Annotated in this window: 23 protein-coding genes and 1 rRNA gene; 2 read left to right on the top strand and 22 right to left on the bottom strand. The window is 72.3% G+C overall.

Annotated elements, in window-relative coordinates:
- Positions 1–28: 28 nt before the first annotated feature.
- On the top strand, positions 29–1054 hold the full coding sequence (locus tag ABD832_RS17290; RefSeq protein ID WP_344895831.1) for a M48 family metallopeptidase: 1026 nt from the start codon (positions 29–31) through the stop codon (positions 1052–1054).
- 289 nt (positions 1055–1343) lie between these two features.
- Complete coding sequence (locus tag ABD832_RS17285) at positions 1344–2123, top strand: neutral zinc metallopeptidase (RefSeq protein WP_344895828.1); 780 nt, start codon at positions 1344–1346, stop codon at positions 2121–2123.
- A gap of 64 nt (positions 2124–2187) precedes the next feature.
- Here the strand turns inward: ABD832_RS17285 and ABD832_RS17280 are convergent, their stop codons facing one another.
- The 22 genes from ABD832_RS17280 to rrf form a co-directional block, all read right to left on the bottom strand.
- Positions 2188–2763, bottom strand: coding sequence for a hypothetical protein (locus ABD832_RS17280; RefSeq protein ID WP_344895825.1), 576 nt, complete (start codon positions 2761–2763; stop codon positions 2188–2190).
- Positions 2760–4166: a serine/threonine-protein kinase gene (locus tag ABD832_RS17275; protein ID WP_344895822.1), complete on the bottom strand. Its 1407-nt coding sequence runs from the start codon at positions 4164–4166 to the stop codon at positions 2760–2762. The genes ABD832_RS17280 and ABD832_RS17275 overlap by 4 nt, the downstream gene beginning before the upstream one ends.
- A 274-nt stretch (positions 4167–4440) precedes the next feature.
- On the bottom strand, positions 4441–4575 hold the full coding sequence (locus tag ABD832_RS17270; RefSeq protein WP_344895819.1) for a hypothetical protein: 135 nt from the start codon (positions 4573–4575) through the stop codon (positions 4441–4443).
- 286 nt (positions 4576–4861) lie between these two features.
- Positions 4862–6151: a glutamate-5-semialdehyde dehydrogenase gene (locus tag ABD832_RS17265; protein WP_344895816.1), complete on the bottom strand. Its 1290-nt coding sequence runs from the start codon at positions 6149–6151 to the stop codon at positions 4862–4864.
- A gap of 17 nt (positions 6152–6168) precedes the next feature.
- Positions 6169–7293 (bottom strand): glutamate 5-kinase, encoded by a 1125-nt coding sequence (proB, locus tag ABD832_RS17260; RefSeq protein ID WP_344895813.1) that lies wholly within the window; start codon positions 7291–7293, stop codon positions 6169–6171.
- Between the two features lie 82 nt (positions 7294–7375).
- Positions 7376–8734 (bottom strand): GTPase ObgE, encoded by a 1359-nt coding sequence (gene obgE / locus ABD832_RS17255; protein ID WP_344895810.1) that lies wholly within the window; start codon positions 8732–8734, stop codon positions 7376–7378.
- Positions 8735–8835: 101 nt separating this feature from the next.
- Positions 8836–9105 carry a 50S ribosomal protein L27 gene (gene rpmA, locus ABD832_RS17250; RefSeq protein WP_344895807.1) on the bottom strand — a complete coding sequence of 90 codons (270 nt, stop codon included), beginning with the start codon at positions 9103–9105 and terminating at the stop codon, positions 8836–8838.
- Positions 9106–9124: 19 nt separating this feature from the next.
- A complete protein-coding gene (gene rplU, locus ABD832_RS17245) occupies positions 9125–9427 on the bottom strand; it encodes a 50S ribosomal protein L21 (RefSeq protein WP_030924785.1) in 303 nt (100 codons plus the stop codon).
- A gap of 331 nt (positions 9428–9758) precedes the next feature.
- The gene (locus ABD832_RS17240; protein WP_344895804.1) at positions 9759–12695 is read right to left on the bottom strand and encodes an Rne/Rng family ribonuclease; all 2937 of its coding nucleotides are present in this window, start codon (positions 12693–12695) and stop codon (positions 9759–9761) included.
- Positions 12696–12792: 97 nt separating this feature from the next.
- The gene (locus tag ABD832_RS17235) at positions 12793–13554 is read right to left on the bottom strand and encodes a TIGR03936 family radical SAM-associated protein (protein WP_413224605.1); all 762 of its coding nucleotides are present in this window, start codon (positions 13552–13554) and stop codon (positions 12793–12795) included.
- 121 nt (positions 13555–13675) lie between these two features.
- On the bottom strand, positions 13676–15586 hold the full coding sequence (locus tag ABD832_RS17230) for a TIGR03960 family B12-binding radical SAM protein (protein ID WP_344895798.1): 1911 nt from the start codon (positions 15584–15586) through the stop codon (positions 13676–13678).
- A gap of 232 nt (positions 15587–15818) precedes the next feature.
- Complete coding sequence (gene rodA, locus ABD832_RS17225) at positions 15819–17000, bottom strand: rod shape-determining protein RodA (protein WP_413224606.1); 1182 nt, start codon at positions 16998–17000, stop codon at positions 15819–15821.
- Positions 16997–17143, bottom strand: coding sequence for a hypothetical protein (locus tag ABD832_RS17220; RefSeq protein ID WP_344895795.1), 147 nt, complete (start codon positions 17141–17143; stop codon positions 16997–16999). Before ABD832_RS17220 ends, rodA begins: the two co-directional genes overlap by 4 nt.
- A complete protein-coding gene (gene mrdA, locus ABD832_RS17215) occupies positions 17140–19206 on the bottom strand; it encodes a penicillin-binding protein 2 (RefSeq protein WP_344895792.1) in 2067 nt (688 codons plus the stop codon). Before mrdA ends, ABD832_RS17220 begins: the two co-directional genes overlap by 4 nt.
- Positions 19207–19256: 50 nt before the next feature.
- Positions 19257–19796, bottom strand: a complete 540-nt coding sequence (gene mreD, locus ABD832_RS17210) for a rod shape-determining protein MreD (protein WP_344895789.1) — start codon at positions 19794–19796, stop codon at positions 19257–19259.
- A 3-nt stretch (positions 19797–19799) separates the two neighbouring features.
- Positions 19800–20720, bottom strand: coding sequence for a rod shape-determining protein MreC (gene mreC, locus ABD832_RS17205; RefSeq protein WP_344895786.1), 921 nt, complete (start codon positions 20718–20720; stop codon positions 19800–19802).
- Positions 20720–21751, bottom strand: coding sequence for a rod shape-determining protein (locus ABD832_RS17200; protein ID WP_344895783.1), 1032 nt, complete (start codon positions 21749–21751; stop codon positions 20720–20722). Before ABD832_RS17200 ends, mreC begins: the two co-directional genes overlap by 1 nt.
- Positions 21752–21943: 192 nt before the next feature.
- Positions 21944–22354: a nucleoside-diphosphate kinase gene (ndk, locus tag ABD832_RS17195; RefSeq protein ID WP_344895780.1), complete on the bottom strand. Its 411-nt coding sequence runs from the start codon at positions 22352–22354 to the stop codon at positions 21944–21946.
- Between the two features lie 91 nt (positions 22355–22445).
- A complete protein-coding gene (locus ABD832_RS17190) occupies positions 22446–24326 on the bottom strand; it encodes a hypothetical protein (RefSeq protein ID WP_344895777.1) in 1881 nt (626 codons plus the stop codon).
- Between the two features lie 11 nt (positions 24327–24337).
- Positions 24338–24676: a DUF4233 domain-containing protein gene (locus tag ABD832_RS17185; RefSeq protein ID WP_344895774.1), complete on the bottom strand. Its 339-nt coding sequence runs from the start codon at positions 24674–24676 to the stop codon at positions 24338–24340.
- Positions 24677–24743: 67 nt separating this feature from the next.
- Positions 24744–26036, bottom strand: coding sequence for a bifunctional folylpolyglutamate synthase/dihydrofolate synthase (locus ABD832_RS17180; protein WP_344895771.1), 1293 nt, complete (start codon positions 26034–26036; stop codon positions 24744–24746).
- Positions 26037–26193: 157 nt separating this feature from the next.
- A 5S ribosomal RNA gene (rrf, locus tag ABD832_RS17175) occupies positions 26194–26310 on the bottom strand.
- Positions 26311–26384: the final 74 nt, after the last annotated feature.

Here is a 26384-nt window from a genome sequence, read left to right as displayed (position 1 = left end):
CGCGCAGGGCAGGCGAGGCCGACGTAGCATGCCGGGCATGACCACCACCCCGGATCGCAACCGCGTGCAGCTCCCCGGCATCAGCTCACGTGCCTACGAACATCCCGCCGACAGGTCCGCGCTGGTCGCCCTCCGGTCGCTCAGCGGGTTCGACACGGTGCTCAAGCAGATGTCCGGCCTGGTCAGCGAGCGCCGCCTGCGCCTGATCTACCTCGCCTCGGCCGTACGGACCAGTGACACGCAGTTCCGAGCACTGCACGACATGGGCCGCGACGCGGCCTACACGCTCGACCTGCACCGCATTCCCGAGGTCTACGTCCAGCAGAGCCCGCTGGTGCAGGCGAAGGCGATCGGCTTCGACGACCCGTTCATCGTCGTCACGACCGGCCTCCTCGACCTGATGGACTCCGAGGAGCAGCGCTTCGCCATCGGCCACGAGACCGCCCACATCCTGTCGGGCCACGCGGTGTACCGCACCATGCTCGACATCCTCACCCGCCTGGCCAGCCGGGTCGCCTGGATCCCGCTCGGCTACATCGGCCTGCGCGCGATCGTGGCCGGCCTGGAGGAGTGGCACCGCAAGTCCGAGCTCTCCGCCGACCGTGGCGGCCTGCTCTGCGGCCAGGACCCGGACGCCGCGATGCGCGCCCTGATGAAGCTCGCCGGAGGCTCGCGCCTGCACGAGATGAACGTCGAGGCCTTCCTGGACCAGGCCCGGGAGTACGACACCGCGGGCGACGTCCGTGACGGCCTGCTCAAGGTCCTCAACCTGCTGGGCACCACCCACCCGTTCGCCGTCTCCCGGGTCGCCGAGCTCGACAAGTGGAGCCGCGGCGGGGAGTACACCAGGATCGTCGGCGGCGAGTACCCTCGCCGCGCCGACGACTCCAACGCGAAGATCTCCGAGGAGATCAAGGCCGCCGCGCGTTCCTACCGGGAATCGTGGTCGCAGTCGCAGGACCCGTTCATCGGTGTCCTGCGTGACGTGGCCGAAGGTGCCGTCAACGCCGGGGAGCGCATCTTCAACCGCTTCTCCCGCCGCGATGGAAATTAACGGAGGGTGCCACCGAAGGGGTCCGGGGATCGTCACCCGGGCCCTTTTTCCTGACCTCCCCCGTCCGCCCGCGCCGCCGCCCTGAGCACGCCCGGCGGCGCAGACCGGGGCCTGAGGAAAACGCGGCCCGCCCGGTTCGGGGCCGGGACGGCGGAAACGCGGCCCACCCGGCGCACGCGTCCGCCCGGCCGGTTCACGCGACGGACCACGGCGGAACACCGGAAGGAACACCGGAAAAGAATCCCTTTACCCGCTGTGGTGCCGAGCATTACCCCTACCATCGTTTCTCATGAGAATTCGCATGATCATCGCTATGGCCGGGGCGGCCGCGATGCTCCTGACGGGCACGGCGCACGCCTACCCGATCAAGGACTCCACCCTGACGGAGAACTCCCTGTACGGCTCCGGCAGGCTCGCGGACTCCACCTGCACCGAACCGCCGATCAAGGACGGTTCCCGCGCCCAGGCCAAGCGGTACATCTGGGCCGTCGTCGGCTGCCTGGACACCGCGTGGGAGGGACACCTCACGGCCGCGGGGATCTCGTTCGGCAAGCCGAAGGTCGTGTTCTTCGACAAGCTGCCGAAGAAGTACTGCGGCCACACGCTGGAGACCGAGCCGGGATCGTACGCCATGTACTGCCTCCAGGCGCGAACGATCATGATCCGCCTCGGCCGGGACTGGCTGGAGGGCACCGACGACCTCTGGATGCTGCACGCCACGGCCGCGCTGTACGGAAGCCACGTGATGGGCCTGACGGGCATCGTCACGGCGTACGACAAGGCGCCGTACAGGAACAAGAGCGAGCTGCACGAGCAGAACCGCCGCTACAGCCTGCAGAGCGACTGCCTGGGCGCCGTGTTCGTCCGGAGCGTCCAGGACTCCATCGGCCGCGGCAGCCGGGACTGGAAGAAGCTGACGAGCGTCCTGAAGGTCAGCGGCGACCAGAAGGGCGAGGAGCGGACCTTCGGCAAGGGCTCCACCCGGGTGGCCTGGTCGGCCCGCGGTCACGCCGCCGCCGACCCGGGCGCCTGCAACACCTGGAGCGCCGCCTCCTCCAAGGTCTCCTAGAGCTTTCCGGTCCCGGCCGTCCCACAGGGCCCGGATCCGGCCTCCCGGATCCGGGCCCGCTTTCCTACACCAGCAGGGCGATCGCCTGTACGGCCGCGGAGCACAGGGCGACGAACCCGCCCAGCACGGCCAGCGCGCGGAGCCCCTCCTTGCGCAGCTCGACCAGCTCGGCCCCGATCCGTTCGATCTCCCGGCCGAGCACGCCGCCGCAGACGACACCGAACACCACCCCGGCCAGGGCGACCGGCGCGGGGACCTCCCACCAGTGCGGCGGCAGCGAGCCGCCGAAGGTCAGCCAGAGCGCCGCCCCGGCCAGGGCCGCCGCGGGCAGCCCCGGCCACACCAGGGCGGTCAGCAGCGAACCGGCGAGGACGAACGGGAAACCCGCCACCCGCAGCGCGGCCCGGGCCCGGGCCGACCGGCGTCTCCTGACCAGCCGGTGCCCGACCCAGAGCGTACGGGCCAGCGTGGTGAACAGGGCGGTCACGGCGAAGGTGGCCACCGGCCACAGGACCGTGGCCACGACGCACGGCACCGCCAGGACCGCCAGCAGGAGCAGCGCCGCGTTACCCGCGGGCAGCGGCCCGGACCCGCCCCGCGCTCCGGTCTCCCCGGCCGCCTTCTCCGGGCGGTTCCTCACCGGCCCGCGCCGGACGGTCCCGGTGCCCGCGGGGGGGCCGGCGCCCGGGACGCGCGCCTTCGGCCGGGGCGGCCCGCTCGGCGCGCGCGCTCTCCGCGGCGGTGCCCCCGCCCGGACCGCGAGGTCTCCGGGACCGGCCCCCGCCCGGCGCGCGGAGGATCGGACACGGAGCCCCGGCCCGTACGCGAGGTCTCGGGGACCGAGCCCCGGCCGGCACGCGCGCTCTCCTGCGCCTGGCCCCGCCCGGCCCGGGCGGTCTCACCGGTTCCGGGGGCACGGCCGCTCCGGGCGATCTCCCCGGCCGCGGCGGAGGCGGGCCGCCCGCCCGCGGGGCTCTCCCCGTTCGCGGGGAGCCCTCGCCCCGTCCGGGGCGTGTCGTCGGCCGCGGGCGCCTGTCCCGGACGGCCGCTCCGGGGCGCGCCGTCGGCACCGGCGACGGGACGCGTGGGCCGGACGGGCCCGGACGGGCCGTCCGCGAGGGCGGAGGGCCTCCCCCTGCCCCGTCCCGTCCTGGGCGGCCGGTCGCCCGCGGCGGTGTCGCCCCTGGCCCCGGCCCGTGCTCCCTGCCTCCCGGCCGCCGGTCCCGTCCTGCGGGACGCCTCCGGGGCCACCCGGACGAGACGGCCGAGACGGCCGCACAGCTGGGCCGCGGTGGGCCGCTTGGCGGGTTCGCGGTGCAGGGCCGCGCGGATCAGGGGGAGCAGCGCGGCCGGGACGCCCTCCAGGTCGGCCTGCCCGTTGAGGATCGCGTACATCTGCGCCTCGACCGTGCCCCGGCCGAAGGTGGGGCGCCCGGTCGCGGCGAAGGCCACGGTGGCCGCCCAGGCGTGCACGTCGGCGGGCTCGCCCACCGGCTCGTCGGCGAACAGCTCGGGGGCGGCATAACCGGGGGTGCCGAGGAAGGTGCCGGTCAGCGTCAGCCGGGTGGCGTCCAGCACGTGGGCGATGCCGAAGTCGATGAGCACCGGCTCGTCGTCCTCACCGACCAGCACGTTGGCGGGTTTGAGGTCGCGGTGGACCACCCCGGCCGCGTGGATGATCGACAGGGCGGTGGCCAGGCCGTGCGCGAGCGTGAGCAGCCCGCCGCCCTCCAGGGGACCGGCGCGGCGCACCCGCTCCAGGAGGGTCTCGCCCTCGATGTACTCCATGACCAGGTAGGGACGCTCCCCCTCGAGGTCGGCGTCCACGACGCGGGCCACGTAGGGGCTCTCGACCCTGCGGAGCGCGCGGACCTCCCGCTCCAGCCGTATACGGGCCTCGAAGTCGGCGTCGACCATGTCGTGGAGGACCTTGAGCGCGACGCTGTCGCCCCGGCGCCCGGAGGCGAGGTAGACCTCGCCCATGCCACCGCGGCCGAGACGCTCCAGCAACGTGTACGGACCGACCCGCCCGAGACGACCCACGTGACCTCCTGCGTCGGCCACATGGGTCAGGGACCGCTGCGCCTATCGGGTCGCTCGCTCGTGCTCGCTTCCCTGCTCTCCAGCCATAGGAGACCACACCATAGCGGGCGAGAGCGACGTTTTCCCGGCGGCACGCCGGAGTCGTGAAAAGTGTCCCGTCGCCGGGACGCGCCCGTCCCGTCGTGGCGCGGGCCCCCGTACGGCCGGATCCGCGCCCCCCTCCCCCGCGCGGCCGGACAACCGGGACACCCCGGAGCAGATCATGTGAAACGCCTCAGGGGCCGTCCTGCGGCCGGTGGACCGGGTCCTCCAGCAGGCTGTCGAGCCCGGCCGTGGGCTCGGCCGAGAGGTCACGCCGCCTGCTCCGGCGCCAGGTGACATGGCCGCGGCTCTCCAGGACCAGCAGCACCCGATCAGCCCCAAAAAGAACAAGAGCTATAAATAGGAATGCAACTCCGATTTCCATGGAGTCCAGTCAAACCATAAGCTATGCCGATTACCCGGAGCGACACACCATAGCAACGAGTAATCACGCCGGGTCGCGTGAGCTCTCACCGAGCGCCCGTCACACCCTGGGGGCGGCCCCCGCCGCCCGCCCGCCGGACCGGCCGGACCGTCTCCCGGCGTCCCGGCGGCACCCGGGCCGCCGGGAGACCACACCCGACCGGCCTGCCGGACGGCCGGTCGCGTCGCGACTATCGGGAACAGGCCTCGGTCGAGGCCAGGACCGTGCCCTGCGCGGTGCGCAGCTGGCCCTCACCGGTGTAGACCCACTTGGTGGAGGTCAGCTCCGGCAGGCCCATCGGGCCGCGCGCGTGCAGCTTCTGCGTGGAGATGCCGATCTCCGCGCCGAACCCGAACTCCCCGCCGTCGGTGAACCGGGTGGAGGCGTTGACCGCCACCGCCGCGGAGTCGACCAGGGAGACGAACCTGCGCGCCGCGCCGACCGAGCGGGTCACGATCGCCTCGGTGTGCGCCGAGCCGTACCTCCTGATGTGCGCGACCGCCTCCTCCAGGGAGTCGACCACGGCGGCGGCGATGTCCAGCGACAGGTACTCCGTCCGGAAGTCCTCTTCCCCGGCCGCCACCACGTCGCCGTAGGCCGCGATCCGGTCGTCCCCGTGCACCGTCACGCCCTCGGCGGCCAGCGCGGCCAGCGCCCGCGGCACGAAGGCGTCGGCGACGGCCGCGTGCACCAGCAGCGTCTCGGCGGCGTTGCACACCGAGGGCCGCTGGACCTTGGAGTTGAGCAGGATCTGCACGGCGAGCTCGACGTCGGCGTCCGCGTCGACGTAGACGTGGCAGTTGCCCACGCCGGTCTCGATCACCGGGACCGTGGACTCCTCCACCACCGAGTTGATCAGCGACGCGCCGCCGCGCGGGATCAGCACGTCCACCAGGCCGCGGGCCCGCATGAGCTCCTTGGCCGAGTCGCGGGACGTCCCCGGGACCAGCTGGACCGTCCCGGCCGGCACCTCGGTGCCCGCCAGCGCCTCCTGCATGACCCTCACCAGCACCGTGTTGGACTCGTACGCGCTGGACGAGCCGCGCAGCAGGGTGGCGTTGCCGCTCTTCAGGCAGAGCGCCGCCGCGTCCACGGTCACGTTGGGACGGCCCTCGTAGATGATGCCGATCACTCCCAGCGGGACCCGCACCTGGCGCAGCTCCAGCCCGTTGGGCAGGGTGTTGCCCCGGACCACCTCGCCCACCGGGTCGGGCAGGTCGGCCACCTGGCGGACCGCCTCGGCGATCGAGGCGATCCTGGCGTCGTCCAGGCGGAGACGGTCGACCATGTACTCGGACACGCCGTTCTCGACCGCCCGGCGCACGTCGAGCGCGTTGGCCTCGACGATCTCCGCGGACGCGGCCACCAGCGCGTCGGCGATCACCCGGAGCGCGGCGTCCTTCGGCGCCCTCGGCAGCGGGGCCAGCTCGGCGGCGGCCTCTTTGGCCGCCAGGGCCACCTTCAGGAAGTCCTCGGACATTTCGCGCTCCAAAAGAACTAGTTGTGGGTTTCCAGTATGACGATGTCGTCGCGGTGGATCAGCTCTCGCTCGTACTCCGGGCCCATGCTGGCCGCCAGCTCCCGGGTGGAGCGGCCGAGCAGGCCGGGGATCTCGGCCGCGTCGAAGTTGACCAGGCCGCGCGCGACCACCCGGCCGCGCGGCCCGCACAGGTCCACCGGGTCACCGGCCGCGAACTCGCCCTCGACACCGGTCACCCCGGCGGGCAGCAGCGACATGCGCCGGCCCACCACGGCCTCGACCGCGCCGGAGTCCAGGTGGAGCCGGCCCCGGCCGGTGGTGGCGTGGGCCAGCCAGAGCAGGCGGGTGCCCGGGTGGCGCCCGCCCGGGTGGAAGTAGGTGCCGACGTCGGTCCCGGCCAGGGCCTGGGCCGCGTGCGCGGCCGCGGTCAGCACCACGGGGACCCCCGCGCCGGTGGCGATCGTGGCGGCCTGCACCTTGGTGACCATGCCGCCGGTGCCGACCGCTCCCCCCTTGCCGAGCTCGACCCCGACCAGGTCGGCGGGCCCGCGCACGTCGGTGAGCCTGCGGGCCCCCGGACGGCGGGGATCGCCGTCGTAGAGGGCGTCCACGTCCGACAGCAGCACCAGCGCGTCGGCTCGGGTCAGGTGGGCGACCAGCGCGGCGAGCCGGTCGTTGTCGCCGAAGCGGATCTCGTCGGTGGCCACGGTGTCGTTCTCGTTGACCACCGGGACGATGCCCAGTTCCAGCAGCCGGGCCAGCGTGCGCTCGGCGTTGACGTGGTGCGAGCGGCGCATCATGTCGTCGGCCGTCAGCAGCACCTGGCCGACGCGCAGGCCGTACCGGGCGAAGGAGGAGGTGTAGCGGGCCACCAGCACGCCCTGGCCGACCGAGGCGGCGGCCTGCTGGGTCGCCAGGTCCCGCGGGCGCGCCGACAGCCCCAGCGGGCCCAGTCCGGCCGCGATCGCCCCCGAGGAGACCAGCACGATCTGGGTCCCCGCCCCCCGCCGGGCGGCCAGCACGTCGACCAGGGCGTCCACCCGGTCGACGTCGATCATTCCCTGCGGGGTGGTGAGCGAGGACGAACCCACCTTCACGACCAGGCGTGCGGCCGTACGGATCCGTTCGCGCGCAGCGTCCACGACGGGCACCTTTCGACGACGATCACCGTCCACGACGGTCACCGGAGAGAGCGGCACTGACAGGGGCGGCATCGGGGAGCGGTCACTGCCCGCCGAGCCGGTTGTCCGAGCCACGCGGCCCCTGGCGCACGGCCTCGGCGTTGAGCGTCGGCTGCCAGTCGAAGATGTACCCGTTCTCCATGGAACCGATGATCACCTCGGCCCCGGCCTTGGCGCCGGCCTTGGTGAGCTCCTCCTCCACGCCGAGCCGCTCCAGCCGGTCGGCCAGGTACCCCACGGCCTCGTCGTTGGTGAAGTCGGTCTGGCGGATCCACCGCTCCGGCTTGACCCCGGTGACCTGGAAGGTGTCGTCGTCGATCCGGCGGACCGCGAAGCCGGTGTCGCCGTGCTGCTTGGGCCTGATCACCAGGCGGGTCGGCTCGGGCACGGGGGCGGCGGCCCTGGCCGCGGCGACCATCTCGCCCATGGCGTAGGTCAGCTCCTTGAGGCCCTCGTGGGTGGCCGCGGAGATCGAGAAGACCCGCAGGCCGCGCTCGACGAGCATCGGCGTGACGATCTCGGCCAGCTCCCGGGCGTCGGGCACGTCGGACTTGTTGAGCACCGCCAGCCGCGGCCGGTCCTCCAGCTTCCCGTACGCGGCCAGCTCGGCCTCGATCACCTCGTAGTCGCTGATCGGGTCGCGTCCCGGCTCCATGGTGGCGCAGTCGATCACGTGCACCAGCGTGTTGCACCGCTCGACGTGGCGCAGGAACTCGTGCCCCAGCCCCTTGCCCTGCGAGGCGCCGGGGATCAGGCCGGGCACGTCGGCGACCGTGAAGATCGTGTCGCCCGCGGTGACCACCCCGAGGTTGGGCACCAGCGTGGTGAACGGATAGTCGGCGATCTTGGGGCGGGCCGCGGAGAGCGCGGCGATCAGGGAGGACTTGCCCGCACTGGGGAAGCCGACCAGCGCCACGTCGGCGACGCTCTTCATCTCCAGCATCACGTCGAGCTCGTCGCCGGGCTCGCCCAGCAGCGCGAACCCGGGGGCCTTGCGCTTGGCCGAGGCCAGCGCGGCGTTGCCGAGCCCGCCGTGGCCGCCCTCGGCGATCACGTAGCGGGTGCCCACCCCGATGAGGTCGATCATGACCTCACCGGTGACGGCGTCCTTGACCACGGTGCCGTCCGGCACCGGGATGACGATGTCGCCGCCGTTGGCGCCGTCGCGGTTGGAGCCGCCCCCCTGCTTGCCGTTCTCGGCCTTGCGGTGCGGGCGGTGGTGGTACTCCAGGAGCGTCGCGGTGTTGGCGGCGACCTCCAGGATCACGTTGCCGCCACGGCCGCCGTTGCCTCCGTCCGGCCCTCCCAGGGGCTTGAACTTCTCCCGATGCACAGAGGCACAGCCGTTCCCCCCGTCACCGGCCTTGATGTGCAGGACCACCTGGTCCACAAAGTCCGGCATGCTGTTTTCTACCCCTATCTACGGCAATTTCCTGAAAACGCGAACAGGGGCGGACCGCTGTATGCGATCCACCCCTGCCGTGAACGTCTTTCGGCGCGAATCTACTCCGCGGCCGGAACGGTGACCGGAACGATGCTCACCGCGCGGCGTCCGCGCTTGACGCCGAACAGCACGTGGCCAGCGGCCAGTGCGAACAGCGTGTCGTCACTGCCACGGCCGACGTTGTCGCCGGGGTGGAAGTGGGTGCCGCGCTGACGGACGATGATCTCGCCGGCGTTGACCAGCTGACCGCCGAAGCGCTTCACACCGAGTCGCTGGGCGTTGGAGTCGCGGCCGTTCCGAGTGGACGACGCGCCCTTCTTGTGTGCCATCTCGCAAAACTCCCGAAACTCAGGCCTGGTCGATGCCGGTGATCTTCACCTGGGTGTACCGCTGGCGGTGACCCTGGCGCTTCTTGTACCCCGACTTGTTCTTGTACTTCAGGATCCGGATCTTCGGACCCTTGGTCTCACCGAGAATCTCGGCGGCGACCGTGAACTTGCCCGCCTCGGTGGTCACGTCGCCGTCGTTGACGACGAGGACCGTCGGCAGCGAAACCGTGGAACCGACCTCGCCGGCGACCTTGTCCACCTCAAGGACGTCACCGACGGAGACCTTCTGCTGCCTGCCGCCGCAACGAACGATCGCGTACACCGCGGAACCCTTCTTTGACTGCTTGCTCGCTGGATGCTGCGCCCCGCATCCGGCTGTGGTCGTTGATGACGTACCGGGTAGGCGCGCGAACAGGGCGCGCCATGAGCGCACCGGTTCACCAGAGTACCGGATTCACGGTGTCCTGGTCGAACCGGGCGGAACGTCGGGGGTGCCGGCCTCAGGTCCCGTCCCGCGGGATCTCCGCCCGCGACGACCGGCCCGGTGACGCCCTCCGGGGTGGTGCGGAGGCCCGTGACATGTCACGAACCCCTCACCGCCCCGCGGGAACCACCTGGCCGGACCTCGTCGCGGCGAGATCTCCGGACGGGACCTACTCGGCCGGCCTGGCCTTGCGGGAGCGTCTCCGCCCCCGGCCAGAAGCCTGCGCTGCCTGACCGTCCTCGTTCTGGACGCCGTCAAGCGCATCGGTCACCGTATCACGGCCCGACTGGTCACCGGCCGCCACCGCGTGGTTACCGTCCTTGCCGAGCTTCTCGGACACGGCCTTCTCCACCGCCATCTTGCCCTGGGTGCCGCGCGGCTCGGGCTTGGCCTCGACCGGCTCGGTCGAGACGTGCAGGCCACGGCCGTTGCAGCACTCACAGACGGTGGAGAACGCCTCCAGCAGGCCCTGGCCGACCCGCTTGCGCGTCATCTGCACCAGGCCCAGCGAGGTGACCTCGGCGACCTGGTGCTTGGTACGGTCGCGGGCCAGGCACTCCAGCAGCCGCCGCAGCACCAGGTCCCGGTTGTTCTCCAGCACCATGTCGATGAAGTCGATCACGATGATGCCGCCGATGTCGCGGAGCCGGAGCTGGCGGACGATCTCCTCGGCCGCCTCCAGGTTGTTGCGGGTGACCGTCTCCTCCAGGTTGCCGCCCTGGCCGGTGAACTTGCCGGTGTTGACGTCGACCACGGTCATGGCCTCGGTCCGGTCGATCACCAGGGAGCCGCCGCTGGGCAGCCAGACCTTGCGCTCCATCGCCTTGGCGATCTGCTCGTCGATCCGGTAGGCCGCGAAGACGTCGCCGTTCTCCTCCCACCGGCTGAGCCGGTCGGCCAGGTGCGGGGCGACGTAGCGGACGTACTCGTCGACGGTCTCCCAGACGTCCTCACCGGCCACGACGAGCGAGGCGAAGTCCTCGTTGAACACGTCGCGGACCACCCGGACGGTCAGGTCCGGCTCGGAGGAGAGCAGCTCCGGCGCGCTGGCCGACTTGGCCTTGCGCTGGATGTTCTCCCACTGCGCCGAGAGCCTGGCCACGTCGCGGGCGAGCTCCTCCTCGGAGGCGCCCTCGGCGGCCGTGCGGACGATGACGCCCGCGTTCTCCGGCATGACCTTCTTCAGGATGCTCTTGAGGCGGGTGCGCTCCTTGTCGGGGAGCTTGCGGCTGATCCCGGTCATCGAGCCGTCGGGCACGTAGACCAGGTAGCGTCCCGGCAGGCTGATCTGGCTGGTCAGCCGGGCGCCCTTGTGCCCCATGGGGTCCTTGGTGACCTGCACCAGCACCGACTGGCCCGACTTCAGCGCCACCTCGATCCGCTTGGGCTGGCCCTCCAGCCCGGCGGTGTCGAAGTTCACCTCTCCGGCGTACAGGACCGCGTTGCGGCCCTTGCCGATGTCGACGAACGCCGCCTCCATGCTCGGCAGCACGTTCTGCACCTTGCCGAGGTAGACGTTGCCCACGTACGACTGGCTCGCCTCGCGGTTGACGTAGTGCTCGACGAGGACGTTGTCCTCCAGCACCGCGATCTGGGTGCGGCCACCGGTACGGCGGACCACCATCATGCGCTCGACCGACTCCCGGCGGGCCAGGAACTCCGACTCGGTGATGATCGGCGGACGCCTGCGGCCCAGCTCGCGCCCCTCGCGGCGGCGCTGCTTCTTGGCCTCCAGGCGGGTGGAGCCACGCACGCTCTGCACCTCGTCCACCGAGGTGCTGCGCCCGGCGCGGGGGGCGCGGATGCGCACCACCGTGTTGGGCGGGTCGTCCGGCACCTCGGCGACCTCGTCGGTGCCCCTGCGGCGCCTGCGGCGGCGCCGGCGCGAACTGCCGCTCTCGTTCTCGTCGTCTGCGTCGGCCTCGGAGCGGTCCTCGTCGGCCTGCTCGGCCTCGGTCTCCTCGCCCTCGTCCAGGTCGCGCGTCTTGCCGCGGCCCCGGCCGCCCCGGCGACGCCTGCGGCGGCGGCCTCCGGCGTCGTCGTCGCCCTCGTCCAGGTCGTCGTCCTCGGGCTCCTCGGCCTCGGTCACGGCCTCGGCGGGCTCGGGCTCGACCGGCGGCGCGGGCGGCTGGACGGGGGCGGGACGCGCGGGGGCCTGCGCGGCGAGCTGCGGGTCGGGGGCCTGGAACAGCGGCTGGAACACCGCGGCGGGCGCCTGGAAGGTCACCGAGGGCACCTCGGAACGTTCCTGGGAGGTCAGCCCGAAGGGGTTCGCGAACAGGCCGGGCCTGGGCTCCTCGATGACGTCCTCACCGTCGGGCTCGTCGTCGAACGGCTCCTCGACGGGCAGCTCCAGCAGCAGCGCCGCCTCGTCCTCCTCCGCCTCGGCAGGGGTCACGTCCTCGTCCCGCGCCGTCACCGGCTCCGGGCTCGGCTCGGCGGCCGCAGGGGCGGCGCGGGACGGGGCCGGCTCGGAGAAGGCGGGCTCGGCCGCGGCCTCCTGCACGACGGCCTTCTTGCGCGAGCGGGTACGCCGGGCCGGGGCGGCGGGCGGCTGCTCGTCCTGAGGCTGCTCGACGGACGGCTCGGGAGCGGCCACGGCCGGCGTCAGGGACTCGGCGGGGCCCGTGGGCCCGGCGATCACCGGGTCGACGTCCTGGACGGGCTCGGCGACCGGCTCGGCCGTCTTCTTGGCGCGGCTGCGGCGCGTGGTGGTGGTCGTACCGTCGGCCGCGGCGGCCCTGCGCCTGGTGGCGCGCTTGGGCGCCTCCGGGGCCACGGGCTCCGCGGCCTGCTCGGGCGCTGTGGGCTCCGTGTTTGCGGCGGGCCCGGCGGGCTCGTCGTCCACCGGCCGGGCGGTCACCGGCTCGGGCGCCTCGGCGGCCGGAGAAGGCGCCTCGGCAGCCGGGGAAGGCGGCTCGGCGGCGGGCGCGAGGGCCCCGGCCGCAGGCGGTGCGGTGGTCCGTGCCGCGGGGGCCGGTTCCGGCTCCTCCGGCGGAGGTCCCGCGGGCCGGCTCGCGGCCCTGCGGCGGACCGGCCGCGGCTGATCTGTCGTGGTGTTCCCGCCGGGGCCGCTGGCCCCGGTCTCGGGCTCGTTCTCGAGCATGCGGACGCTCTCCCGTTCAGCTCCCGGGCACGTCTCCGCGCCGCGCGGGAGCTCTCGTCTCTCACTGTCCGCCAGGCCAGGGGCCCGGCGCCAAGTCCTATGTGTGGCCGTCGACGTGCCTGCCCACCGGTTCCGCTTCGCCGCCGCGCGTGGTGTCGCGGTCCAGGCCGAGCGGGTCGGCGGGCTCACCGGTGTGAACGTCGAGCGGGCCCTGCGCCAGCCTGGTCACCTCGGGGGGCACCGGCGGCGCGAAGTCAGCCACAAGACGCAGTCCAGTGAGAACGTCGTCGGGTCGTACGGCAGGAGTTGCGTGCCGTACAACCATGCGAAGTATGACACATGGCTGACCGGACGCCTGACCTGCTGTTGTCTCATTTCCCTCAAATACCGCAAGGCTCAGCACGGCCTCGCGGGCGTCGAAGCGTCGCATCCCCTTCTTGGTAAGGCGTTCGACCTCGACCTGATCGGCGGAGAGGAATTTCCCGGCCGCCGCCTCGGCGAGCGCGGGATCGGCTCCCGGCAGCCGCAGTTCCCACGCCGAGCACTCCATCCGGTCGGCCAGGCTCGTGCTCCCCGCCTCGACGACGTCGAGCACGTCGAGACCGTCGGGCAGCGAGGTGTCCAGGGCGATCCTGAGCCGCTCGGGGTCGCACTCGCGCGTGACGCTGATCTCCAGGTACTCGGCCTCGCTGGCGACACCGGTGGGGGCGGCCCCTCCCACGTAGGAGATCTTCGGATGGGGTGAGAAACCCGCGCTGAACGCCACCGGGACGTCGGCCCGCCGGACGGCTCTTTCGAGCGCCCTGGAGATGTCGCGGTGGCTGGTGAAACGCAGGCGGCCACGCTTGGCGTAGCGCACGCGAAGGCGCTGCACCACGGGCGCGGGCGGCGGCCCGTCGGGAGCTGGTTTCAGGGCGGTGTCGTCCTTCCCGGGTCGTGGTCGTCGTTCTCGGGCGGGCGGTGCTCACGCACCGCCTGCCTCAGACAACCGTGAGTGGCAGCAGCTTCTTCCCGGTGGGCCCGATCTGGATCTCGGTGCCCATCGTGGGGCAGACGCCGCAGTCGTAACAGGGCGTCCACCGGCAGTCCTCGACCTCGACGTCGTTGACCGCGTCCTGCCAGTCCTGCCAGAGCCATTCGCGGTCGAGACCGGCGTCGAGGTGGTCCCAGGGAAGCACCTCGTTCTCGCCGCGCTCGCGCGTGGTGTACCAGTCGACGTCCACCCCGGTCTTCTCGGCGGCGTCCATCCAGCGCTGGTAGGAGAAGTGCTCGCTCCAGCCGTCGAACCGGCCGCCGTCCTCCCACACCGCGCGGATGACCTCGCCGATGCGCCGGTCACCGCGGGAGAGCAGGCCCTCCACGATCGAGGGCTTGCCGTCGTGGTAGCGGATGCCGATGGCGCGGCCGTACTCGCGGTCGCCGCGCAGCGCCTCCCTCAGCGCCCGCAGCCTGCGGTCGACCGTCTCGTGGTCGGCCTGACCGGCCCACTGGAACGGCGTGTGCGGCTTGGGCACGAACCCGCCGATGGAGACCGTGCAGCGCACGTCGCGCGACCCGGTGGCCTCGCGGCCCGCCTTGATGACCTTCCTGGCCAGGTCGGCGATGCCCAGGACGTCGGCGTCCTCCTCGGTCGGCAGGCCGCACATGAAGTAGAGCTTCACCTGCCGCCAGCCCTGGGTGTAGGCCGTGGTGACGGTCCGGATCAGGTCCTCCTCGGTGACCATCTTGTTGATCACCTTGCGCATCCGCTCCGAGCCGCCCTCCGGGGCGAACGTCAGGCCGGAACGGCGCCCGCCGCGGGAGAACTCGTTCGCCAGGTCGATGTTGAAGGCGTCCACCCGGGTGGAGGGCAGCGAGAGCGAGGTGTTGGTGCCCTCGTAGCGGTCCGCCAGCCCCTTGGCCACCTCGCCGATCTCGGAGTGGTCCGCCGACGACAGCGACAGCAGGCCGACCTCGTTGAAGCCGGACGCCTTCACGCCCGCCTCGACCATGTCGCCGATCGTGGTGATCGACCGCTCCCGCACCGGGCGGGTGATCATGCCGGCCTGGCAGAACCGGCAGCCGCGGGTGCAGCCGCGGAAGATCTCCACGCTGAACCGCTCGTGCACGGTCTCGGCCAGCGGGACCAGCGGCTTCTTCGGGTACGGCCACTCGTCCAGGTCCATGACCGTGTGCTTGTGGATCCGCCACGGCACGCCGGGCCTGTTGGGCGCCACGCGCTGGATGCGGCCGTCGGGGTGGTAGTCGACGTCGTAGAACCTGGGCACGTAGACCCCGCCGGACTCGGCCAGCCGCATCAGCAGCCCGTCCCGGCCGCCGGGCGAGCCCTCGGTCTTCCACTCCCGGATGACCTCGGTGATCGCGATGGCGATCTGCTCCCCGTCGCCCAGCACGGCGGCGTCGAGGAACTCGGCGATCGGCTCGGGGTTGAACGCCGCGTGGCCACCGGCCAGCACGATCGGGTCCTCGTCGCCCCGGTCGGCCGCCCTCAGCGGGATGCCGGCCAGGTCCAGCGCGGTCAGCATGTTGGTGTAGCCGAGCTCGGTGGAGAACGACAGCCCGAGCACGTCGAACGCCCGTACCGGCCGGTGCGCGTCGACCGTGAACTGGGGCACGCCCTCGGAGCGCATCAGCGCCTCCAGGTCCGGCCAGACCGCGTAGGTCCGCTCGGCCAGTGTCTCCGGCAGCTCGTTGAGGATCTCGTAGAGGATCTGGACGCCCTGGTTGGGCAGCCCGACCTCGTAGGCGTCCGGATACATCAGCGCCCAGCGGACCGTGGTCTCGTCCCAGTCCTTGACGGTCGAGTTGAGCTCACCTCCGACGTACTGGATCGGCTTCTGCACCCTGGGCAGGAGCGCTTCCAGGCGGGGAAACAGCGACTCGACAGACATGTGGTCAAGAATATCCGCCTCCGAGGGGTGCACCAGGCGTCCGGCACCGCCCGGGGCCTTTCCGCACCCCCGATGTCCGTCCGGGCCGGGCCCCGGCGCCCGCCCGGACGAGGGACGGGGGCGGCCGATCCGGACGGCCGCGCGACGCCCCGCGGGACGATCCCGGCGACCGGAAGGACCATCGGGACCACCGGGACCACCGGGACCACCGGGACCACCGGGACCACCGGGACTACGACGAATGCCCGCGCCGCTGGATCGCCTGGAGCAGCCCGAAGGCGATCATGTTCGCGAAGGTGGCGGTACCGCCGTAGGAGACGAACGGCAGGGGCAGGCCGGTGATCGGCATGATCCCGATCGTCATCCCGATGTTGACGAACGTCTGGAAGGCCAGCCAGCAGACGATCGCCCCGCCCACCAGCATGCCGAACCTGTCGTCGCACTCGCGGGCGATCCGCGCCCCGCGCAGCAGGATCACTCCCAGCAGCGCCACCACGGTGACCGAGCCGAGGAAGCCGAACTCCTCCCCCGCCACCGTGAAGATGAAGTCGGTGTGCTGCTCGGGCACGAAGCGGCCGGTGGTCTGGCCTCCCCCGAACAGTCCCTTGCCGAGCACCTCCCCCGACCCGATCGCGATCAGCGACTGGGTGCTGTTGTAGCCGACCCCGCGCGGGTCCACCGACGGGTTGAGGAACGCGGTGAACCTGGCGATCTGGTAGGGCTCCAGCACGTCGAGGAACCACGCCGCGGCCCCGGCCCCGGCCACCGCCAGGCCCAGCCCGGCGATCCAGCGCTTGCGCACCCCGGCCACCACGATCGTGCCGGCCGTGATCACCCCGATGACCATCGTGGTGCCCAGGTCGGGCTGGAGCATCACCAGCGCCATCGTGCAGGCCGCCACCACCAGCGAGACCACCACGTACGGCCCCTGGGGCCGCTCGGTGCCCTTGGCCCGCCGGGTCAGCAGCATCGCCAGCATCAGCGCCAGGCCGAGCTTGGCGAACTCCGACGGCTGGAACGCGAACCCGCCGCCGAGCATGATCCACGAGTGGGCGCCGTTCACGGTGCTGCCGAGCGGCGTGAGCACCAGGCACAGTCCGACCAGCGTCACCCCGTACACCAGCGGCGCGAAGGCCCGCAGCGCCCGGTGGTCCACCATCGCGGTCCCGGCGGCCAGCACGGCCCCGATGACGAGGTTGAGGACGTGCTTCTTGACCAGGCCGGTGGATCCGGCCGCCCAGGTCCTGGTCGACGACCAGACCAGCATCGTGCCGATCACCGCCAGCGCGGTGACGGCCACCAGCATCAGCCCGTCCGTCCGTCTCAGCGAGGAGGCCGCCGCCACCGTCCGCCCGGCCAGGGACGTCCGTGCCGGCGCCCTCCTGGTCACCGGCGCGACACCCGCGCGGCTCACCCCGTCCTCCCCGCGGGCGTCGCCCCGGCGCACGTCGTGCCGGTGGACGTCCCTCCGGTGGACGTCACCCCGGCGGGTGCCACCTCGGCGGGCGTCCCCCCGGTGGAGATCACCCCGGTGGAGATCACCCCGGCGGGCGTCACCGCGCCACCGTCCCGTCCCGCGCGATCACCGGAAGCCTGCTCGCCGGACGCCCGCCCGGCAGGATGGGAGGACCGGCCGTCTTCCCGTCCGGTGAGAACCCGTAGATGCCCTCGTAGATCTTCCGCACTGCCGGGGCCGCGGTCTGGCCGCCCATGCCTCCCTGGGACACCATGACGACGATCACGAACCGGGGCTTGTCCGTCGGGGCGAACGAGGCGAACCACGACGTGTCGGCCTTGCCGTAGACCTCGGCGGTGCCGGTCTTGCCACCGACCTTGACCTTGTCCATGGGAAACCCGGAGAAGGCCCCGGCCGCGGTGCCGTCGGAGGCGACCTCGCTCAGCGCCCCCTTGATGTAGGCCCGCTCCTTCGGCGAGAGCGGCAACCTGCCCGTCACCGGCACCTTGATCTCCTTGACCTTGGTGCCGTCGGGACGCACCAGCGCCCAGCCCACCCGCGGGCTGCGCAGCCTGCCGTCGCCGACCAGCGCCGTGTAGGCCGCCGCCAGCTGCAGCGGCGTCACCAGCACGTCCCCCTGCCCGATGGAGAAGTTCGCGGCGTCCCCGGGACGCAGCTGGAACCCCTCCAGGCAGTTCTCGTACGCCAGCCGCTTGAGGAAGGCCGCCCTGCTGGGGCTCTTCCCGGCCACCTCCGGGTAACCGGTCTTGGCCCGCTTGCAGTTGGTCTCCTTGGTCGCCGCCCAGATGGTCTTCTTCCAGGCCCGGTCGGGGATGCGTCCCGGCGACTCGCCCGGCAGGTCGATGCCGGTGGGACGGCCGAACCCGTAGGCGCGGGCCATGCCGGCCATCGGCTCCTTGGGCCTGCCCCTGGGGTTGAGCCCGCCGTCGCGCAGCCACTGCTCGTAGGCCGCCCGGTAGAAGATCGTGTCGCAGGACTTCACCAGCGCCATGTGCAGGGTGAGCGACCCCAGGGCGATGCCCCGGAAGTTGTTGAACGGCCGGTCGCCCACCATGAACGACCCCGGGCAGTCGTAGCGGCCGTGCAGCGGGTAGCCGTCCTTGAGCATCGCGGCCACCGACGACACCTTGAACGTCGAACCAGGCGCGAACTCGCCCTTGATGGCCCGCGACACCAGCGGTTTGCCCGCCTTGCCCGACAGCAGCCGCTGGTACTCGCCCTCGGAGATGCCCCCCGTCCAGACCGCCGGGTCGTACGTCGGCGCGCTGGCCAGCGCGAGCACCCGGCTCGTCCTGGCGTCCAGCACCACCGCCGCCGCGCCGTCGGCCCTGGGGGCGCCCTTCATCGCCTCGCGCAGCGCCTTCTCCGCCACCGACTGCACCCTGGCGTCGATACTGGTGATCAGCGTGTCCCCCGGCACCGGCGGCACGTTCCGCTCCACGCCCATCACCTTGCCGAGCCGGTCGACCTGCACCCGCCGTGTCCCCGGCGTCCCCCGCAGCGGCACGTCGTAGACCGACTCCAGCCCGTCCCTGCCCACCAGGTCCACCCCGGAGAACGCCTGCCTGCGCCCGCCCTTGCGCTCCATCTCCTCCTGCGTGATCGGCTGCAGGTAGCCCAGCGCCTGCGCGCCGGCGCCCTTGCGCGGGTACTGCCGCACGGCCTGCACCTCGGCGGTCACCCCGGGGAACATCTCCTGCCGCTCCAGGATCTGCAGCGCCTCGCGGGTGGTGACGTCGGCGTCGATCGGGATCGGCTGGAAGGGCGAACCGGGCCAGCACGGCCGGGCCACGCCGGGGCCGCACGCCCTGATCCGCTCGCGCAGCTCGTCGGGACGGCGGCCGAGCACCGCGGCCAGCCTCTGCAGCACCGCCTGGCCGTTGCCCTCCATCCGGTTCAGCCGGGTCCGGTCGACCGAGACCACCAGCGTGGTCCGGTTGCGTACCAGCGGACGGCCCGACGCGTCGAGGATCTGCCCCCGTACCGCCGGGACCACCACGTCACGCGTGCGCGTCTCGGTCGCGGCGGTCACGTACTCCGCCCCCCGCACCACCTGCACCTGCCAGAGCCGCACCGCGAGCACCGCCAGCATCGACGCCACCAGCACCTGCACCACGACCAGCCGTCCCCGCATCAACCCCATGTCCGCCCCTTCCCACCCGCCTCACCCAGGACCCCGACCCCCGGCGCCTCTCACGCCCGGCTCCGCATCACGTACGCGCGCAGATGGACCGGCTGCGGCTCCGGCCCGCGGACCAGCCTGCGCACCGCCCAGACCACCGGCGGCGCGGCGAGCATGGTGTAGACGACCGTCTGCGGCAACACCGTCGCCAGCAGCGACAGGTCGCTCCTGGGATCCCCCAGCAGGGCACCCGTCACCATGGCGATCGCCGGCCCCGCGGCCGCGCAGGCCAGCGCCACGAGCGGCTCCGCGCCCGGACGGCCCCGCGCCGCGCGTCCCGCCACGGATCCGACGATGCAGAACACCAGCGCGTTGTGCCCGAACAGGTGCGCCACCGGCGGCAGGACGTCGCTCACCAGACCGGTGACGAACCCCGCGACGGCACCGGGGACGGCACCGGGGACGGCACCGCGGGCCAGCGCGTACCCCACCACGGCGAGCAGGACCAGGTCCGGCGCGGCGTGCCCGGGCAGCGGGAGCAGGTTGACGACGCTGACCTGGGCCACCATGATCCCCAGGACCAGCACCGCGAACGCCACCGTGCGGCCCATCGATCACACCCCCTCCCGCCGCACGCGGCGGGTGTCCGCCTTACGCGGCCCCGAGGGCGGGGGCGGCGGGACCACCGCGTCACGCGCGGGACGCTCCGGCGCCCCCACCACCACGCCGACCACCTCGAGCGCGGTCAGATCGGCGTACGGCCGCGCGTACGCGATGCGGGTCAGCTCACCCGGCGTGGCCTCCACCCGCTCGATCACCCCGATCGGCACCCCCGCCACGTACGGCACGCCCCGGTGGGAGCCGAAGCTCACGATCCGGTGCCCGGGGGTGATCGGCGCGGTCGAGTCCAGCAACCGGAACCGGACCAGCCTCCCGCTCTCCCCGACCCCGTGCACCACCCCGATCTCGTTGCTGCCCTCCAGCCGGGCCCCGGCCGCCGAGGCGGCGTCGCTCAGCAGGACCACGGTGGAGGTGGCCGAGCCCGTCCGGACGACCCTGCCGACCAGGCCGTCGGCGTTCAGCACGGTCATCTCCGTACGCACCCCGTCGGCGCGTCCCACGTCGAGTTCGACCGCCTCCTCGAACCCCGGCGCCCCCCGCCGGGCGATCACCTGGGCGGGCAGGATCCGGTATCCACCGGTCCCGGCGACGGCGAGCAACCGGCGCAACTCCTCCGAACGCCTCCGGTCGAGGCTCTGCGACATCAGGTCGCGCCTGAGCCGCTGGTTCTCCGCCTGCAGCCGCTCGATCCGGTCCTGCGCCGAGAACGCGCCGGTCATCGTCTCGAAGAATCCGCCGACCGGCCGCACGATCCCGGCCCCCGCGCTCTCCAGGGAGCCGAACACCGCCGTCCCGGCCCCGCGGAGCGGATCGAACGGCGACCGTTCCGCCGAACGGTGGTCGACGGTCACGAGCACCAGCGCGGCCGCCAGCAACAGCCCCAGGTTGATGCGTGCCCGGCGGGTGTCCTTCATCAGTGCCGCGGCTCGGGGACCAGCACCTGCTGCAGGGCGTCGAAGTCCTCCACGCACTTGCCCGACCCCAGCGCCACGGAGTCGAGGGCGTTGTCGACGAGGTGGATCGGCATGCCGGTCTCGGCCTTCAGCCGCTCGTCCATGCCCTTCAGCAGCGCTCCGCCCCCGGTGAGGGCGATCCCGCGGTCCATGAGGTCTCCGGAGAGCTCCGGCGGGCACTTGTCGAGCGTGGTCTTCACCGCGTCGACGATCGCGTTCAGCGACTCCTCGATGGCCTTGCGGATCTCGGCGGCCGACACCACGATCGTCTTCGGCAGGCCGCTGACCAGGTCACGGCCCCGGATCTCGGCGTGGCTCTCCTCGGGCAGCGCGCAGGCGGAGCCGATCGCCATCTTGATCTCCTCGGCGGTCCGCTCGCCCAGCATGAGCGAGTGCTCCTTCTTCGCGAAGGCGATGATCGCGTGGTCGAGCTCGTCGCCGCCCACCCGGATCGACTGGCTGGTCACCACACCGCCCATCGAGATGATCGCCACCTCGGTGGTACCGCCGCCGATGTCGACCACCATGTTGCCGGTGGGCTCGTGCACCGGCAGGCCCGCGCCGATCGCGGCGGCCATGGGCTCCTCGATGATGTAGACCCGGCGCGCTCCCGCCTGGTACCCGGCCTCCTTGACCGCCCGCTGCTCGACCCCGGTGATCCCGCTCGGCACCGCGATGATGATGCGCGGCTTGGCGAAGTGACGGCGCTTGTGCACCCGCTGGATGAAGTAGCGCAGCATGCGCTCGGTGACGTCGAAGTCGGCGATGACGCCGTCCTTGAGCGGGCGGATGGCGACGATGTTGCCCGGTGTGCGGCCGATCATCCGCTTGGCCTCGATGCCAACGGCCACGATCTTCCCGGTCGTGGTGTTGATCGCCACGACGGACGGCTCGTTGAGCACGATCCCGCGGCCGCGCACGTAGACGAGGGTGTTCGCGGTGCCGAGGTCGACCGCCATGTCACGGCCCAGGAAAGCAAGATTGCTGCCCATGAGGAAGGCTGGCCTCCTTCCGTCAGGTGGTCGGCGAAAACTACGGAACGCACTCGAATCGTAACGTGATGTACCCACCCTTGAGCGCAATGAGCCGGCCTGCCCCGGCAAAATTCTTAAGCTCGCGGAACGCGGCGGGCCCCGCCGTCCGGAAGGACGGCGGGGCCCGGCGGGCACGACGAGGACGGACGCTCAGAAGCGGTCCGGGAAGAAGATCTTGATCTCCCTGGCGGCGGACTCCGGGGAGTCGGAGCCGTGCACGACGTTCTCGCCGATCTCCAGGGCGTGGTCCCCGCGGATCGTGCCGGGGGCGGACTTGACCGGGTCGGTCAGGCCCGCGAGGGAGCGGAACGCCTCGATGGCGCGCGGGCCCTCGAGGACCAGCGCCACCAGCGGGCCGGAGGTGATGAACTCCACCAGCTCGCCGAAGAACGGCCGCTCGGAGTGCTCGGCGTAGTGCGCCTTGGCGGTCTCGACGTCCAGGGTGCGCAGCTCCATCGCCACGACCTTCAGGCCCTTGCGCTCGATACGGGCGATCACGTCGCCGACGAGGCCGCGTGCCACACCGTCGGGCTTGATCAGGACTAGGGTGCGCTCGGACACTGACGTTCTCCTTTGAACATGCGTGAATCGCCGACTGCGATGAATGCGCGAAGTTTACCGTCCCGGGCGCGTTTCCCCGCGGTCGGCCGGATCACCCCCGGGCCGGGCCGTTCCCGGGCCCGTCCTCCGGCGAGGGCGCCGGTGGCGGCACCACGACCGGCGGCGTGGCGACCTCCCCGGGGTCGGTCTCCCGCCCGGGATCGCACTCCGACTCCCGTCCGGGATCACGCCCGGGGTCGTGGGCGGGCTCGCGGTCCGGCTCGCGCCAGGGCCTGGCCCTGCCGCTCTCCCCCGCCCCGCCCCCGGCCGCGGCCGTCGATCCGCGTTCCGGTTCCGTACGGAACGGCTCCGGCCGCGACGGCACCGGGGAGTCCGCGGCGCCGGAACGCGGCCACACCACCGAGGGTGCCGCCCGCTCCGTCCGGACGGGCGGCCCGGACGCCGTGGCCCCCGGCCGTCCGCCGCCCATCGGATCGGCCTCTCCCGCCGGGGAGGGCACCAGGCCGGAGGCGGGCCCCGCCGGGCGTGCCGCGACCTCGGCGTCCCGGCCCGGATCCTCCTGGGCTCCCGGCCGCACCCGCGCCAGGACCGCGCCAAGCACGATCACCGCGAGCACCAGGCCACCCCCGATCAGTGCCCACAGATGCAGCGCGTCCACGAACCCGTCGACCAGCGCCTGCGGGGTGGTCGCCTGCTTCAGGACCGGCTCCAGCCGGGTCACCTGGACCCCGCTGCCCAGCAGGAAGCCCGCGAGCACCGCCGGGAAGAACAGCGAGAGCGCCGTCAGCGCCGCCCCCTCGTCACAGGAGCGCAGCGCGGCGGTGAGCGCCACCGAGGCGCCGACCGCGAGCAGCACGAAGGGGAGGATCAGCGTGAACCCCGCCGAGGCCGGCAGGAAGAGCCGTACCGCGCACAGGCCCGCGACCAGCACCCCCAGCCCGCCCGCGGTGAGCACGGGCACGGCCGAGGCGGCGGCCCGGTTCACCAGCACCGCCGAGAGCAGGGCCGCCACCGCGGCGATCGCGAAGGCGGGCCAGAGACCGGACAGCCCCGGCCCGCCCAGCCCGCCGAGCTCGACGTAGGTGGTCTGGGCGGCGGTCGGCAGGAGGACGACGCCGACCGCGATCATCGCGTAGGCCGGCGCGCGCTGCACCGTGCCCTTCGACGTCCCCCAGGAGGCCAGGACCAGCAGCACCAGGACCGAGGCCAGGGCCGCCAGCACCACCAGGCCGGCCGGCCAGTCGAACGTGCTGCCCAGCGCCAGGGCCGCGACGCCCGCGGCGGGCACCACCGCCCAGAGCGTGCGCCCGCCTCCGGACAGGACCGGCTCGGGCGTGGCCCCCTCGCCCTCCCTCAGCCAGAGCACGAGGTAGAGCGCGGCCAGCGCGAGCGCGACCCCGGTGAGCATCGGGTACGGCTGGAGCGTGACACGCCAGGAGTCGACCTGGTCGAGGGGCCAGAGCGCGAGCGCCTGGGCGGCCAGCAGGCCGGCCGCCAGCGCGGCCCCCCACACGGCCCTCAGAAGCGGCGAGCGCCCCCAGACGGCCATCAGCGTTGCGGGGACCAGCAGGCCCGCGCCGACGCCGTGCAGGACCCGCAGGGCCCCCACCGGCACCGTCGACCCGGCGTACCCGCCGGCGGCGTCGGCGAAGGCCAGCACCGCCAGCCCCGCGACCACCATCGGGGCCGCCCTCATCCTGCGGAGGACCACCGCCGCGACCGGCACGGTCAGGACCATCGCGGGCAGCGCCAGCCCGTGCGCCCGGATCATCTCTATCTGCGAGACGTCCGGGGGCAGCAGGGCCGCGACCACCGAGATGGTGTTGGGAATGGCGACGATCGCCAGTGGCAGCGTCATCGCGACGAGCAGCCCGAGCACGACGTCGAGCATCGGGGAGACACGGAGCGCGCGCACCAGGCCCGTGGGCCCGGCTGCCACCGCCCGCGTCGGCTGGATGGGAGGGACGGCCATGTTGGCCGACTTTAGCGAGAAGTCACGCCCTCGACACGGCGAGCGACGAATATCGCCGTGATCCACAACGCGGCGAAGATCGTTCCGAGCAGGAACATGGTCGGGACCATCAGGCCCGAGGCGATGGCGAGCACCTGGACCACACTGCCCAGCACGTACGCGAAAGGCCGCTTGAGCAGGCCGATGACCACCACGCACAGCACCGCCAGGCCGAGGCCGACGGTGGCCGCGACCGCCGGTGCGACGCCCTGGACGTTGATGGCCACCGGCGTGAACAGCCCGACGACTATCGCCTCCATGCCGAGCACGCTGGCGCACAGGCGCCTCATCCCCGGAGTGACCGTGATCATCTCTCGCTCCCGCCTGATCGCACCGGCCGGACCGCGCCCGGCGGTTCCGGGTCTCTTCCGTTCCCGATCACCGTGACTCCTCGGCCTTGAGCAGGAGGCGCGCGTCTCCGGCGGTGACCACGGACCCGGTGATCAGCACCCCGGCCCCGCTGAACTCCCCCAGCGCGTCGGCGATGCCGATCGCCCGGTCGATCGCGTTGTCCAGCCGCTCGATCTGGTACACCCGGTCGAGACCGAAGATCTCCTCGGCCAGGGCGGCGAGCTCGTCCACGTCCATGGACCGGGGTGAGGAGTTCCGGGTCACCACGATCTCGTCCATCAGCGGCTCCAGCAGCTCCAGCATGCTCTGGACGTCCTTGTCCTCGAACACCGCCAGCACGCCGATGAGCTTCTCGAAGTCGAACGACTCCTGCACCGCGTCCAGGCTGGCCTGCATGCCCGCGGGATTGTGCGACGCGTCGACGATCACCGTGGGCCCCCTGCGCACCACCTCCAGCCTGCCCGGGGAGCGGACCCCCAGGAACGCCTGCCGTACCAGCTCGGCGTCGAGAGGCTCGTCCCCGCCGGTCAGCGCCTCGGCCGCGGCCAGCGCGCAGGCCGCGTTGCCCGCCTGGTGGGCGCCGTACAGGGGGAGCAGGATGTCGTCGTAGGTGCCCTTGAGGCCCTTGAGCCGGAGCAGCTGCCCGCCGATGGCGAGTTCGCGGTTCAGCACCCCGAACTCCAGCCCCTCGCGCGCCACGGTGGCCCCGACCCCGGCGGCCTGCCGCATCAGCACCCCGGCCGCGGGCACCTGCTGCTGGGCGAGCACCGCGACCGCGCCGGGCTTGATGATGCCGGCCTTCTCCCCCGCGATGGTCTCGACGTCGGGGCCCAGGTAGTCCATGTGGTCGAGCGAGATGGGGGTGATGACCGCGACGGCGCCGTCGGCGACGTTGGTGGCGTCGGTGATGCCGCCCATGCCGGTCTCGATGACCGCGACGTCCACCGGCGCGTCCGCGAAGGCGGCGAACGCCATCGCGGTGAGGGTCTCGAAGAAGGAGAGCCGCCTGCCCTGGGCGTCGACCATCTCCAGGTACGGCACGATGTCCTCGTAGACCTCGACGAAGCGCTCCTCGCTCAGCGGGGCACCGTCCACGCAGATGCGCTCGCGCATGGAGACGAGGTGAGGGCTGGTGAAACGGCCGACGCGCAGGTTGCGCTCGCGCAGGAGCGCCTCGATCATGCGGGTCGTGGTCGACTTGCCGTTCGTGCCGGCCACGTGCACCACGGGGTAGGAGTGCTGAGGGGAGCCGAGCAGGTCCACGAGCGCGGCGATCCGGTCGAGGCCGGGCTCGAAGTTCCATTCGACGCCACGCTGCATGATCGCTTGTTCAACGGCTCGGTAGTCCACGTCCCCAGCCTACTGACCTTTCCCTCACGTCCCGGACCGGCCCGCGAGGCGGGGAAACGTGCCCGTCACCCGGTGCACCCCGGAAATGCGAAGGCCCCCACCAATGGTGGGGGCCTTCAAAAAGATTGTCCGGCGGTGACCTACTCTCCCACACCGTCCCCGGTGCAGTACCATCGGCGCTGAAGAGCTTAACTTCCGGGTTCGGAATGTAACCGGGTGTTTCCCCTTCGCCATAACCGCCGTAACCCTATGAAACACACAAACCAGAACACTGGTTGTTGTCTCAGAATTGCCTAGTGGACGCGAGCATGTTGCTTT

Origin of the sequence: Streptosporangium longisporum (assembly GCF_039534895.1) — a bacterium.
GTDB lineage: Bacteria > Actinomycetota > Actinomycetes > Streptosporangiales > Streptosporangiaceae > Streptosporangium > Streptosporangium longisporum.
The sequence above is the reverse complement of the archived record's forward strand: the minus strand, read 5'-3'. Positions and strand labels throughout refer to the sequence as shown.